We start from the raw sequence: 12,688 nt of genomic DNA on the forward strand, positions 1-12,688 counted from the left end.
CCCGCTCCCTATCCCGCCGGTCCTCATGATCGGCGGGCGGAGATCACGTTGTCCTGGCCGACGTCAGGAGCTCGTGAGGATGACGAGTTGCCGGGTCGCTCGGGTCATCGCGACGTAGCGGTCGACCGCTGCTTCGATGCCCTTGCCGAACGCCTCTGGGTCGATGAGGACGACCAGGTCGAACTCGAGCCCCTTCGACAGCTCCGGGGTCAGCGACCGGACGCGGGACGTCGCCCGGAACGTGCCCTCTCCGATGTCACCACTGCCGATGACGCAGGCGGTCCCGTCGGCATGTGCGGCGAGCCAGGTGTCGAGGATCGAGTCCAGATCCGCAACAGATCCGTGTACGACGGGGACGCCGCTGCTGCGGATGGAGGCCGGCACATTGGCGTCCGGGAGCACGGCTCGGATGACCGGCTCGGCTTCCGACATGACCTCTTCCGGCGTCCGGTAGTTGATGCTCAGGGAGGCCAGGTTCATCCGGTCGAGCCCGATCCGCTCGAGCCGTTCCTGCCACGACTCCGTGAACCCGTGCCTGGCCTGGGCGCGGTCCCCGACAATGGTGAAGCTCCGGGACGGGCAGCGGAGCAGCAGCATCTGCCACTCTGCGTCGGTCAGTTCCTGAGCCTCGTCCACGACGACGTGCGCGAACGGGCCGGCTAGCAGGTCCGGTTCGGTGCCGGGCAGTGCGGTCTCGTCGATCAGGGTGTCCTTGAGGTCCTGTCCGCGCAGCATCGTCACCGCACCCTCACCGTCGGCATCGGCCTCCAGAAGGTTGTCGATGACGCCCGCCCTGCGCTCGCGTTCGGCGGCGACAGCGGCGTCGTGCCGACGCTTGCGCCGCGACGCCTCCGGGTCGCCGAGCCGCTGCCGTGCCGCGTCCAGGAGCGGCAGGTCGGACACCGTCCATGCCTGGGCGTCCGCGCGCTGCAGCTTGCGGACGTCATCGGGGCCGAGCCAGGGAGCACACATCCGCAGGTAGGCGGGTACCGACCACAGGTCTCCGACGAGGTCGGCCGCTTCAAGCAGCGGCCACGCGCTGTTGAGGGTCGTGACCAGCTCGTTGTCCCGCAGCAGCGACTTGCGGAACAGTTCGGGCGGGACGTCGCCGTCGTGCTTGTCCATCAGGATCGTGACCAGCTCCTCCCAGACCTGGTCGCGTGCCTCGTTGTGCGGAGTACCTGCTCCTGGTGCCTCGAACGCCACGGCCCACTCACCGGCGCTCAGCCAGATGTCGGACCAGTCGGTCGTGACCGTCATCCCCTTGGTGGGCGGCTCCTCGTAGAACCTGACCGCCTTCTCGATCGCCTTCACCATGTCCGCGGACGACTTCAGGAGGGCCACATCCGGGTCGGTCTCGCTCGCCGCTGCGGCTCCCTCGGCGACGAGGTCACGCAGGATGCAGGTCTGCACGCCCTCCTCGCCGAGGCTGGGGAGGACGTCGGCGACGTAGGCCAGGTAGGGCCGGTGCGGACCGACGAAGAGCACGCCGCCCCGGCGGCGTGCGAGGTGGGGGTCGGAGTAGAGGAGATAGGCGGAGCGGTGCAGCGCGACGACGGTCTTCCCTGTACCCGGACCGCCGTCGACGACGAGAGCGCCGCGGGATCCCGCCCGGATGATGGCGTCCTGGTCGGCCTGGATGGTGCCGAGCACGTCTCGCATCCGGGGCGATCGATTGCTGCCCAGGCTGGCGATGAAGGCTGACTGGTCGTCGAGCGCGGCGTGCCCGGCAAACCCGTCCGAAGTGAACACCTCGTCCCAGTAGTCGCTGATCCGGCCGCGGGTCCAGCGATACCTGCGGCGGCTTGTCAGACCCATCGGGTTGGCATGGGTGGCTCCGAAGAACGGCTCGGCCGCGGGGGAGCGCCAGTCGATCAGCAGCCGACGGCCCGCGCTGTCGGTGAGGCCGAGCCGTCCGACGTACACGGGCTCGGGGTCGTCCGCGCCGACCATGTGTCCGAGGCACAGGTCCAGACGGAAGCGCCGCAGTGTGCGCAGGCGAGCGGTAAGGCGGTGGATCTCCATGTCCCGGTCCATCGCCTGCTGGCCTACGCCGCCGGGCGCCTTACGCGTGGCCTCGAGGCGGTCGGACAGTTCTGCGATCGACTGCTCGAGGCACTCCGCGACGGCCGCGAAGTGCTGCTCGTCGCCGGCGATCAGCGTTGGGTCGGCCTTGGGGGAGAGGCGGTCGGGAAGGTCGAACGCGCTGGTGGTCAGAGGGTTCATGTCATCAGCTCCGATCCGAGGTAGATCCCGCGAAGTCCGGCCGCGCGCACACCCGCACGTCGGCGCCGAGTGCCCGCGACCGCAGCGCGGGTCCCACCACCGGCTCGACGTCACCGCACGACCTATGAACCGACAACAACAAACGCACTTTGTGAATCTCCCATTTCCGCAGGTCCTGGCCCTAGGCCAGCGATTCTGCGGCACGACCGGGGCCTTGCCGCAAGCCCCCCGGTGCGCTATATGTTGAGAGTGGAAAGGAGTGGGTACTCCCCTTTCCCTTGATCGTCCGCTCCGGGCGGACATCTCCTCGCACAGCGGCGACGCGCCACGGCCGCGGTTTCGGCTGACTGTCAACTCATGTACGAGCTGCGGGACATAGGTTTCTCGTCCGACGTCGGCATCGGCGCGGCGCACATCGCCGACCTCACTGACAGGGCCACGCGGTCGCGTTGACGTCCCGCTGACGTCGTGACGCGGCCGCGTTGACGCAGTCCCGCACTCCGTGGTCCCGTTGGCGTCACCGCCCAATGACGCCGAGTGCGTGCCACACACTCATGGCCCACCGTCCGGCCCCTCCCGCCCCCTTTCGAGCGGAGACCACCTTCATGGCACCCACCCTCACCGCAGCATCCACCCTCATCCTCAAGCCCGGCACCGCCTGGTCCGACGCCTGGCAGCGCGCTCTCGCCGTCGCCCCCGAGGCCTTCCGGGACGAGCGCGTGCTCAACCTCTGGTCCGCGCAGTGGCAGGCCGACGGCAGCGCCTTGTCCGCCACCAGCCCCGTCGACGGCAGCCCCATCGCGGGCCCGCCGCGCCTGGACGCCGAGACCGCCCAACAGGCGGTACGCGCATCGCTCGACCAGCACCGCGCCTGGCGGCACGTCCCCCTCGAAGAGCGCAGGGCCCGCGTCGGTGCCGCGCTCGACGCCCTCACCGAACACCGCGAGCTGCTGGCCCTGTTGCTGGTCTGGGAGATCGGTAAGCCGTGGCGGCTCGCCCAGGCCGACGTCGACCGTGCGATCGATGGCGTGCGCTGGTACGTCGACGGCATCGAGCCGATGCTTCAGGGCCGCACTCCGCTGCCCGGCCCGGTCTCCAACATCGCCAGCTGGAACTACCCGATGTCCGTGCTGGTCCACGCCATGCTGGTGCAGGCACTGGCGGGCAACGCGGTCATCGCCAAGACCCCGACCGACGGCGGCGTCGCCTGCCTCACCCTGGCCTCCGCGCTCGCCGCCCGCGAGGGCATCCCGATCACTTTGGTCAGCGGCAGCGGCGGCCAGCTCTCCGAAGCGCTGGTCCGCTCCCCGGAGATCGGCTGCGTCTCCTTCGTCGGCGGCCGCGACACCGGGGCCCGTATCGCCACCGCGGTCGCCGACCTCGGCAAGCGGCACATCCTGGAGCAGGAGGGCCTGAACACCTGGGGCCTGTGGAACTTCAGCGACTGGGACTCACTCACCGCCGTGATCCCCAAGCTCTTCGACTACGGCAAGCAGCGCTGCACCGCATACCCGCGATTCGTCGTCCAGCGCGAGCTGTTCGCCGACTTCCTGGCGGCCTACCTGCCCGCCGTACGCTCCATCCGTACGGGGCACCCCCTTGCCGTCGAGAAAGCGTCCGACCCGCTGCCGAACCTCGACTTCGGCCCGCTGATCAACGCGGCGAAGGCCAAGGAACTGGGCGACCAGGTCGCCGAGGCGATCGACCGCGGGGCTGTGCCGCTGCACCGGGGCACGCTGTCCGACGGCGCGTTCCTGTCCGGCCAGGACACCTCGGCGTATGTCCCGCCGGTGACGCTCCTGGGCCCGCCGCCCTCCTCGCCCCTGCACCACGCGGAGCCGTTCGGCCCGGTCGACACGATCGTCCTCGTCGACACGGAGGCCGAACTGCTCGCCGCGATGAACGCCTCCAACGGCGCGCTCGTGGCGACCCTGTCGACCGACGACCCGGAGACGTACGAGCGTCTGGCCCCGCAGATCCGCGCCTTCAAGGTCGGCCAGGGCAAGCCCCGCTCGCGCGGCGACCGCGACGAACTCTTCGGCGGCTTCGGGGCGTCGTGGCGCGGTGCCTTCGTCGGCGGCGAACTGCTGGTGCGGGCCGTGACCGACGGTCCGGCGGGGGAGCGGTTGCCGGGCAACTTCCCCGACTACCACCTGATGCCGTAAGTCCGTAAGTCCGTAAGTCCGTGATGCCTCAGCCGATCCCCTGGCGGTCGGGCAGGAGCGCGAACTCCCGCTCGGCCGCCTCGGGCACGGTCCGCTCCACCGCCTGAACCAGCAGCGCACGATGCCTGATCAACGGTTCCTTCCGCTCCTCGGGCGCGATCAGCAGCAGATCGTCGATTCCGGCCAACAGCCGTCGGCTGACCTGTGGATTGCCCGCCGAGTGCAGCCGTACCTCGGCGAGAGCGAGATCCACGAGATCGGTCCACCCGGGCACGTCCTGCACCAGCCGCACCTCGCCCTTGCCGTCCCGGTGGTGCACCGCCCCGAGCGGTTTCTTCGCCACCACGGTCAGGAACTGCACGATCCGGTCCAGACACTGCACCGCGGTCGTCGGATCGTTCACGGCGGCGGACAGGGCGCGCAGCGCGATGTCCGACAACTGCCGCAGCCCGAACCCGAGATCCTGAGGAAAGGTCCGCTCGACCCCCACGGACACGGTGTAACTCAACGCTCGCCGCGAGAGCTCCGCCGTCCCGTGCACCGCCAGCATCGGCGTCCCCGGCACGACGAAGTCCCCGATCCGGGGGATCAGCCGCAGCACGACCCCCTGCCGCCTCGCGATCCGTACGAGCCGCGCGACATTCACATCCCGCAGCACCCCGGCCCGCCCGTTGTACGGAACCCACGCACTCTCCACCGCGAGCGGTGCCGGTTCCCGCTCACCGCCCGGCTGTCTCACCACCGCGTGCATGGCCTCCCGGGCGATGCGGTCGACGACGGGCCCGACCTGCATCAGCCGCAGCATCGACGTCACGAAGGCGATGAAGAGCAGCACGCTCAGCCCGACCATCACCATGGTCAGCACGCCCTGCACGAACGGCACCGAGGTGACGAGGCGCGGATCGGTTTTGCTCTCGAACGAAGTCAGCACCAGCAGCGACAGCAGAAACGTCGCCAGGAACACCGTGAAGGTGGCCTTGGTGATCCGGCTCCGTACGAAGATCCGCACCACGCGGGGAGTGAGCTGCCCGCTCGCCATCTGGACGGCCACCAGCGAGATGCTGAAGACGACGCCGATGAAGGTCATCATTGCCGAGCTGATCGTGGTGACGATCGTCTTGGCATCATTGGCGAGCTCGATGAGATCCTTGATGATCTCGTACTCCTGCTGGTCCTGCAGAGACGAGATGATCTCCGCATCCAGCTCCGCGGCCACACCCCACAGCACGAGGACGCAGACCAGCCCCGCGGTCGGCGCGAACCAGAAGGTGTCCCGCAGATGCTCGCGCAGTTGCGAGAGGACGCGGGGTCGTCGATAGCTGCGATCACTCACGCAGCCGACGGTAGCGTTACGGTGCGCAGGCGTACGGGTACACGCGGTAGCTGTGCCTGGTGGGTGCGGGAAACGGGCTCTCATCGAGCTTCCGGCACCCCGCTGACCACCGGATATATAGGTGAGGGGCGCTTCAAACCCCTGGTATTGTTGTCCCTGTCGCCGCGGGAGACCGCGGTCACCTTGTCCGGGTGGCGGAATGGCAGACGCGCTAGCTTGAGGTGCTAGTGCCCTTTATCGGGCGTGGGGGTTCAAGTCCCCCCTCGGACACCATCAATGACAATACGGCGATGAGGGCCGCGACCTTAGGGTTGCGGCCCTCGTTGCATGTTCCCTGCCGCAAGGGCAGCCAGGTCCGTGGCTGAGCGCATAGTCACTAATATGGATGGCCAGTGTGTGGTCACGGGAGTACGGGCTCTGCGGTTCGGGGCCTGTGGTGGAGGAGACAGGATGTCGGTCGCGGAGCGCTCCGGTTTGTCCCATGCGGAAGAGGCGCGTGATGCCCGGCTCGAGGACGAGTCGCCGACGCTGTGGGGGCAGGGGTTCAGTGAGGTGGGCCAGAGCATGCTCACCTCAGCGGTGCGATGCTTCGCGGCGAAGGGCTTCCAGGCCACCAGGACGAGGGACATCACGGCGGGCGCCAAGTTGAGCCCAGCCTCGCTGTACGTCCATTTCGCCTCGAAGGAGGACGTGCTGTTCACGATCTCCCGGTTCGGACACGAGCGGGCCCTCGCGGCACTGCAGGGCCCCGAGGACCCTGACGCGGCGGCGCATCTCCGGTCGGTCTTCTCGCGATTCGTGGCCTGGCACGCCCGCCACCATGTGGCCGGCCGGGTCAACCAGTACGAGATGTTCTCCCTCACCCCGGAGCACTACGAGGAGGTGCTCGGCATCCGTCAGCAGACCACCGAAGTGTTCCGGAAGGCAGTCCTTCGGGGTATCGCGGACGGTTCCTTCGTGAAGGTCGACGTGAACCGGGTCGTGCGGGCCATGCTGTCCCTGGCGGTCGACCTCGTCCGCTGGTACCGGCTCGACGGTCCGGACTCGCCCGAGCAACTTGGTGAGTTCTACGCCGAGTTGGCCCTCGGCATGGTGACAAACCCCGCCATCGCGAAAGCTTCTGGCGAGTCTCGCTGGACCGGCTGATCCACGAGGGACCGGTCGGCGCCGAAGCTGCGCTGCCGTGACCGGCTCGGCATCGACCCCGACGGGCTCAACGTCAACGGTGGAAGCATCGCCGTCGGCCACCCCACGGGCGACGGCGCCGTGGGGCGCACCGTCCAGTACCGCGCATGACGACGATTGCCCGTCAGCCGGGGCTGACGGGCAATCGGGCGGACGGTGAGTCCACCGGTCGGCAGGGAGCGGTCCCGCCGGTCGGGGTGTCAGCGTCAGAAGGCCGCGACGGCCTTCGGGTCCGGGCCGTGCGCGTTGTCGTGCGACTTGCCCTCGGTGGCCAGGAAGACCACCAGGGTGATGAAGCCCACCAGCGGGACCAGCCCGAAGAGGACCCACCAGCCCGAGCGGTCCGTGTCGTGCAGTCGGCGGATCGTGACGCCGAGGCTCGGGAGGAACACGCCGACCACGTAGATCAGCTGGAGGAAGCTGGTGCCCAGCACCCGGTCGAGGACCATCAGCACGAGGCTGATGACGGCGCTGAAAAGGGTGAACATCCAGAATTCCTGCCGGCGCGCACGCCCGCTGAATACCGCATATTTCTTGAGTACGTCCACGTACCAGTTCACTGCGTCCCCCCAAAGGACCGCGATGGGGCCTGTCCTCTTGGAGCAAGCCGGTGCGCAGAAGGTAGTGGCTTGAAGTGAGCGGGTCAAACCGTTACCTGTGACGATTGATCAGCGGCGTGAGCGGCGGTTCCTTCGGTTCCGGTGAGCCGACCTGCAGCGCATGATGCTGACTGGTTCCGTTCGCTCCGGAACTCAGGTCGCTCAACTGACGCCACACCCGCCTCAGCGCATGTACAGCGCGTCGATGTCCGCCGCGTACGCCCCTGTAATCGCTCGTCGCTTGAGCTTCAGTGTCGGCGTCATCAGGCCGTCGTCCTGACTGAACTCGTTCGGTAGGATCCGGAACGCCCGGATGGATTCCGCCCTCGAGACCCGGGTGTTCGCCCGCGAGATCGCCCGCTGGATCTGGGCCCGGAGCTCCTCGTCGTCCGTCATCGCGGAGACGTCCGCCGGCTGCTTGCCCTTGAGGCTCTGCCAGTGCGCCAGCGCCTCCGGGTCCACCGTGATCAGGGCCGCGATGTAGGGCTGGTCGTCGCCCACGACCAGGCACTGCGAGATCAGTGGGTGGTGGCGCAGCTGTTCCTCCAGGGGGAGGGGGGCCACGCTCTTGCCGCCGCTGGTGATGATGATGTCCTTCTTGCGGCCCGTGATGACGAGGTAGCCCTCGTCGTCGAGATGGCCCATGTCGCCGGTGGCGAACCAGCCGTCGCGCAGGACCGCCTCGGTGGCCTTGGGGTTGTTGAGGTATCCGGCGAAGACCGTGTCGCCGCGGACCCATACCTCACCGTCGTCCGCGATGTGTACCGCGGAGCCGGGGATCGGGCGGCCCACGGTGCCGAAACGGACCGCTCCCGGGGGCTGGGCCGTGATCGCGCCGGAGGTTTCGGTGAGGCCGTAGCCGTCGTAGACCGTGATACCCGTGCCCGCGAAGAAGAGCCCCAGTTCCCTGCGGAGCGTGGAGCCGCCGGAGACCGCGTTGCGCACCTGGCCGCCCAGGACGGCGCGCAGTTTGCCGTACACCAGGCGGTCGTACACCGAGTGCAGGACCTTCAGCGACGGGCTCGGGCCGTGGCCCGAGCCGGTGGCGTGGCGTTCCACGGCTTCGGCGTAGCGCACCGCGACGGCGGCGGCCTTGTCGAAGAGGCTGACGTTGCCCGCGTCCTCGGCGGCGCGGCGGGCCTTGTGGAAGATCTTCTCGAAGATGTACGGGACGGCGAACAGGAACGTCGGCCGGAAGGTGGCCAGGGCCGGGAGCAGCGTCTCGGGTGTCAGATCGGGCTGGTGGCCGAGCCGGATGCCGCCGCGCAGACAGCAGACGACGACCGCCAGCCCGTAAATGTGCGCGACGGGAAGGAAGTTGAGGATCGACGGCTGCACGCCGGGCTCGGCGAGGATCCCGCCCCAGCCTTCGAGGAGGATGTCGCACTCCGCGGCCAGATTGGCGTGCGTGATGAGGCAGCCCTTGGGAGTGGCGGTGGTGCCGGAGGTGTAGCTGATCGCGGCGACCTGGTCGGACATCACGGCAGCGCGGTGACGGTGAATCAATTCGTCGTCCACATCGATGCCCTGGTCCATCAGGGACTCCACACAGCCCAGGTCCATCTGCCAGATCGCGAACAGCGGCGTCTCGGTGTCAGTGGCCGCCGCCACGGTCATCGCATGGTTCTCGTGCTCGACGACGATGGCCCGGACCTGGGCGTCGTACAGGATCCAGCGCACCTGCTCGATGGACGACGTGGGGTAGACGGGAATGATCTCGACGCCGATGGACCACAGTGCGTACGCCAGAACCGTCCACTCGTAGCGGGTACGGGACATGAGCGCGACCCGGTCGCCGAAGCGGATGCCGTTGGCCAGGAATCCCTTGGCCACGGCCATCACGTCGTCGCGGAACTGCTGCGCGCTGACCGGTTCCCAGGTCTCCGGCCGCATGTCGGTCAGTCGGGAGAGCTGCACCAGGGAGGGGTCGCGCTCGGCGGTCTTGTACACCGAGTCGGCGAGGCCGCCTGACCGAAGCCGTTCGGTACGGAGGGGAGGACCGTTTCCTTGCATATCGCCCTTCCCTTCCCCGTGTTGGGGCGCCGCGCTGTGCAACATAGGGAGCGAAAGGTACATGCAGGGAGTAGTTGCTGCCTAGCTTTCGGACACATCAGCAGGTGGCGCTCTGCACCAGCGCCTTGCGTGGGCGGCTGCCCGTACGCAGGCGTGCTGTACGACCTCACCCTCTGGACGGTACGAGTAACCCAACGTGAACATGGGGTCGTTGTACAGGTGCAACGAGTGCGACAAGCGCGACAAGGGGGTCGCCACCCATGGCGAACAGCAGTGCACCCGAACAGTCCGACAGCCTCAAGGCGTTCGGAGCCGTCCTCAAGGTCTTCCGTGAACGGGCCTCGCTCACGCAGGAGCAGCTTGCGCCGCTGGTCTGCTATTCGCATGCGTGCGTTGCCTCGATCGAGCAGGGGCGGCGCATGCCGCCCGGTGATTTCGTCGAGCGGGCGGAGGAGGCACTGGACTCGTTCGGCGTGCTGCGGGCGGTGGCCCAACATGTGTCGCGGCGGCCGGGTCTGGCCGCGTGGTTCCGGCTGTGGGCCCAGTTGGAGTCCGCGGCCGTCAGCCTCTGCACATACGAATGCCGGGTGATGCCCGGTCTGTTGCAGACCGAGGCGTACGCGCGTGCCGTGATGCTCAACGTCCCACCGCCGCCCACCGAGGCGGAGGTCGTGGAGCGGATCGCCGCGCGCATGGAGCGGCAGGAGCTGTTGACCCGTACGCCACCGATCGCGTTCAGCTTCATCGTCGAGGAGTCGGTGCTGCTGCGGCACACCGGCGGTGAGGGTGTCACACGGGAACTCCTCGACCACCTCATCGCCTGCGCCGAGTTGTGGAATGTCGAGCTGCAGATCATGCCGCTGCGGCAGCCGTATCACGCTGGTACGGACGGCCCGATGCAGCTCCTGGAGACGCCCGACAACAAGTGGCTGGGCTACTCGGAGGGCCAGCAGACCGGACAGCTGAACTCTGGCCCGAAAGACGTCAGCCTGATGCAGATGCGCTATGCCAAGATGCGCTCACAGGCCCTGTCCCCAGCGGACTCGGCGGAGCTGTTGCAGCGGATGCGAGGAGCGCGATGAGCACCAACGACAAGCTGGACTGGTTCAAGAGCAGCTACAGCGGTTCCCAGGGTGACAGCTGCGTAGAGGTCGCGTGCCGACCGGACGCCGTCCACGTCCGTGACTCCAAGGAGAAGGACGGGCCGCGGTTCGCGGTTTCTCAGGCTGCGTGGGTCGCATTCATCGAGTTCGCCGGAGTCTGAAGCGCCTGCGGGCGGTTGGAGGCGGGGGACAGGTCGGGCGACCGGCTGACGTCCGTAGCCGCCTCCCCGTCCCGCACCTGCCACAGCCACCTGATGTCCCGTCCGAAGGACCACACCAGCAACATCAGTGCCACAAGTACCGCCGCGAAGGCAGGCAGGACCGGCAGGATCCCCGCGCCCACCACCAGCAGCACGATCCCCTGCAGCGCCGCCACCGTCTTGCGGGCCGTGCTCGGCGGCAGGGTTCCGTTGAGCCACGGCAGGACCCGCGCCACCGCGACGAACGCGTAGCGCATGGTGCCGATCAGGAGCACCCAGGGGCCCAGGGACATGGCGACGTAGATGCTGAGCACCAGGATGAGGAACGCGTCGACCTCCATGTCGAAGCGTGCCCCCAGCGGGGACGACGTGCCGGTGTGCCGGGCGACCTTGCCGTCGACCGCGTCGAGGATCAGGGCGACCGTGGTGAGGGCGACCAGGACCGTGACCGGGGGCGGGCTTTCGAAGGAGTCCGCGACCAGCGCTGTCACGCCGCCGACGAGCGTCGCGCGGGCCAGGGTCACACGATTGGCCGGTCCGAAGGACTCGAGCCAGGAGCGGCGCAGGGCGCGGGTCAGGGCCGCCCAGGTGGCGACCCCGAAGGCCAGGCCCGTCAGCCAGCCCGCGGGCCCCAGGCCGATCACCATGCCGAGCAGACCCAGCAGGGCGAGCTGTGCGCCCGCTCCCACAGCCGTCTCGTGCCGCAGCGGCCTCATGTCGTACGCGTTGTTCAAGGCCACCGTGCGCAACCTCCGGGTGAGTGACAGAGTCGATCATTCCCGCGTACCGTGGCCGCGGCTTCAGTGACCAGTACGTTAATCACCGCGCGATCGTTCAGGAGGACGCCGATGCAGCGCGTCGCCCGTGCCTTCTGGCTCCGCTCTCCCGGCCACGGCGAGGTCCGGGAGGTCGCCCTTCCGGACCCCGCCGCCGGCGAAGTGCTGGTGCGCACGCTCTTTTCCGGCGTGAGTCGCGGCACCGAGACCCTTGTCTTCCGCGGGGGTGTGCCGGAGAGCCAGTACGGCGTGATGCGCGCGCCGTTCCAGGAAGGCGACTTCCCCGGGCCAGTCAAGTACGGCTATCTCAACGTGGGTCTTGTGGAGGAGGGGCCGCGGGAGTTGGTAGGCCGTACGGTCTTCAGCCTCTATCCGCACCAGACGCGGTTCGTGGTCCCCGCCGGTGCCGTCACTCCAGTGCCGGACAGCGTCCCCGCCTCCCGGGCGGTGCTGGCCGGGACGGTGGAGACGGCGGTGAACGCCGTGTGGGACGCGGCACCGATGCTCGGCGACCGCATCGCAGTCGTGGGCGCGGGCATGGTCGGCGCGAGTGTCGCCGCCGTACTCGCGCGGTTCCCCGCCGTCCGCGTCCAGCTCGTCGACGCCAATCCCGCGCGGGCGGACATCGCCAGGGCGCTCGGCGTCGACTTCGCGCTCCCCGAGGAGGCCGCAGGCGACTGCGATCTCGTAGTCCACGCCAGTGCCACCGAGGAAGGACTGGCGCGCTCACTGGAACTCCTCGCTCCGGAGGGCACGGTCCTCGAACTGAGCTGGTACGGAGACCGGCGCATCAGCCTGCCGCTGGGGGAGGCCTTCCACTCCCGCCGCCTCGTTGTACGCAGCAGCCAGGTCGGCACGGTGTCCCCGGCCAGGGGTTCGCGCCGGACCTTCGACGACCGGCTCGTTCTCGCGCTCGATCTGCTCGCCGATCCCGCCTTCGATGCGCTGATCACTGCGGAGTGTGCTTTCGACGAGTTGCCGGATGTGCTGCCGAGGCTTGCTTCGGGCGATCTTCCGGGGTTGTGTCTGCGCGTACGGTACGACCGCTGAACAGGGCGGACCGTTCGGCCGTACTACAGGTCAGATGT

General features: G+C 68.5%; 11 protein-coding genes and 1 tRNA gene. 7 read left to right on the forward strand and 5 right to left on the reverse strand.

Annotated elements, in window-relative coordinates:
* Positions 1-63: 63 nt before the first annotated feature.
* Positions 64-2,226, reverse strand: coding sequence for an RNA polymerase recycling motor ATPase HelR (gene helR / locus OOK40_RS19450; RefSeq protein WP_266483210.1), 2,163 nt, complete (start codon positions 2,224-2,226; stop codon positions 64-66).
* A gap of 605 nt (positions 2,227-2,831) precedes the next feature.
* Here helR and OOK40_RS19455 point away from each other — a divergent pair.
* Positions 2,832-4,391 (forward strand): aldehyde dehydrogenase family protein, encoded by a 1,560-nt coding sequence (locus OOK40_RS19455; protein ID WP_266483212.1) that lies wholly within the window; start codon positions 2,832-2,834, stop codon positions 4,389-4,391.
* Positions 4,392-4,419: 28 nt separating this feature from the next.
* On the opposite strand, the gene OOK40_RS19460 is transcribed toward OOK40_RS19455, so the two are convergent.
* Entirely contained in the window at positions 4,420-5,724 is a 1,305-nt protein-coding gene (locus tag OOK40_RS19460) for a DUF2254 domain-containing protein (protein ID WP_266483214.1), read from the reverse strand.
* A gap of 185 nt (positions 5,725-5,909) precedes the next feature.
* Here OOK40_RS19460 and OOK40_RS19465 point away from each other — a divergent pair.
* The 3 genes from OOK40_RS19465 (at position 5,910) to OOK40_RS19475 (ending at position 7,020) form a co-directional block, all read left to right on the forward strand.
* Positions 5,910-5,997 (forward strand) — tRNA-Leu (locus OOK40_RS19465).
* Between the two features lie 177 nt (positions 5,998-6,174).
* Positions 6,175-6,870: a TetR/AcrR family transcriptional regulator gene (locus OOK40_RS19470; protein WP_266483216.1), complete on the forward strand. Its 696-nt coding sequence runs from the start codon at positions 6,175-6,177 to the stop codon at positions 6,868-6,870.
* A gap of 27 nt (positions 6,871-6,897) precedes the next feature.
* Positions 6,898-7,020, forward strand: coding sequence for a hypothetical protein (locus tag OOK40_RS19475; protein WP_266484447.1), 123 nt, complete (start codon positions 6,898-6,900; stop codon positions 7,018-7,020).
* A gap of 95 nt (positions 7,021-7,115) precedes the next feature.
* Here OOK40_RS19475 and OOK40_RS19480 read toward each other — a convergent pair whose 3' ends face one another.
* Positions 7,116-7,469 (reverse strand): DUF805 domain-containing protein, encoded by a 354-nt coding sequence (locus tag OOK40_RS19480; RefSeq protein ID WP_266483219.1) that lies wholly within the window; start codon positions 7,467-7,469, stop codon positions 7,116-7,118.
* Positions 7,470-7,691: 222 nt separating this feature from the next.
* Positions 7,692-9,521: a long-chain fatty acid--CoA ligase gene (locus OOK40_RS19485; RefSeq protein ID WP_266483222.1), complete on the reverse strand. Its 1,830-nt coding sequence runs from the start codon at positions 9,519-9,521 to the stop codon at positions 7,692-7,694.
* A 260-nt stretch (positions 9,522-9,781) separates the two neighbouring features.
* On the opposite strand from OOK40_RS19485, the gene OOK40_RS19490 reads away from it, so the two are divergent.
* Both OOK40_RS19490 and OOK40_RS19495 read left to right on the forward strand, forming a co-directional pair.
* Positions 9,782-10,603 carry a helix-turn-helix transcriptional regulator gene (locus OOK40_RS19490; protein WP_266483224.1) on the forward strand — a complete coding sequence of 274 codons (822 nt, stop codon included), beginning with the start codon at positions 9,782-9,784 and terminating at the stop codon, positions 10,601-10,603.
* Complete coding sequence (locus OOK40_RS19495) at positions 10,600-10,785, forward strand: DUF397 domain-containing protein (protein ID WP_266483226.1); 186 nt, start codon at positions 10,600-10,602, stop codon at positions 10,783-10,785. Before OOK40_RS19490 ends, OOK40_RS19495 begins: the two co-directional genes overlap by 4 nt.
* Here OOK40_RS19495 and OOK40_RS19500 read toward each other — a convergent pair.
* Positions 10,743-11,564 carry a CDP-alcohol phosphatidyltransferase family protein gene (locus OOK40_RS19500; RefSeq protein WP_266483228.1) on the reverse strand — a complete coding sequence of 274 codons (822 nt, stop codon included), beginning with the start codon at positions 11,562-11,564 and terminating at the stop codon, positions 10,743-10,745. The two genes, OOK40_RS19495 and OOK40_RS19500, sit on opposite strands and share 43 nt — an antisense overlap.
* 108 nt (positions 11,565-11,672) lie before the next feature.
* Here OOK40_RS19500 and OOK40_RS19505 point away from each other — a divergent pair, with 108 nt between their 5' ends.
* On the forward strand, positions 11,673-12,650 hold the full coding sequence (locus OOK40_RS19505) for a zinc-binding alcohol dehydrogenase (RefSeq protein WP_266483231.1): 978 nt from the start codon (positions 11,673-11,675) through the stop codon (positions 12,648-12,650).
* Positions 12,651-12,688 lie beyond the last annotated feature (38 nt).

This window comes from Streptomyces sp. NBC_01481, assembly GCF_026339995.1.
In the GTDB taxonomy this organism is placed as follows: domain Bacteria; phylum Actinomycetota; class Actinomycetes; order Streptomycetales; family Streptomycetaceae; genus Streptomyces.

Bases quoted from the DNA above. Each gene is read 5' to 3' on its own strand.
- OOK40_RS19485 (WP_266483222.1), bottom strand. From the start codon at position 9,521: ATGCAAGGAAACGGTCCTCCCCTCCGTACCGAACGGCTTCGGTCAGGC.
- OOK40_RS19455 (WP_266483212.1), top strand. From the start codon at position 2,832: ATGGCACCCACCCTCACCGCAGCATCCACCCTCATCCTCAAGCCCGGC.
- OOK40_RS19495 (WP_266483226.1), top strand. From the start codon at position 10,600: ATGAGCACCAACGACAAGCTGGACTGGTTCAAGAGCAGCTACAGCGGT.
- helR (WP_266483210.1), bottom strand. From the start codon at position 2,226: ATGAACCCTCTGACCACCAGCGCGTTCGACCTTCCCGACCGCCTCTCC.
- OOK40_RS19490 (WP_266483224.1), top strand. From the start codon at position 9,782: ATGGCGAACAGCAGTGCACCCGAACAGTCCGACAGCCTCAAGGCGTTC.
- OOK40_RS19505 (WP_266483231.1), top strand. From the start codon at position 11,673: ATGCAGCGCGTCGCCCGTGCCTTCTGGCTCCGCTCTCCCGGCCACGGC.
- OOK40_RS19470 (WP_266483216.1), top strand. From the start codon at position 6,175: ATGTCGGTCGCGGAGCGCTCCGGTTTGTCCCATGCGGAAGAGGCGCGT.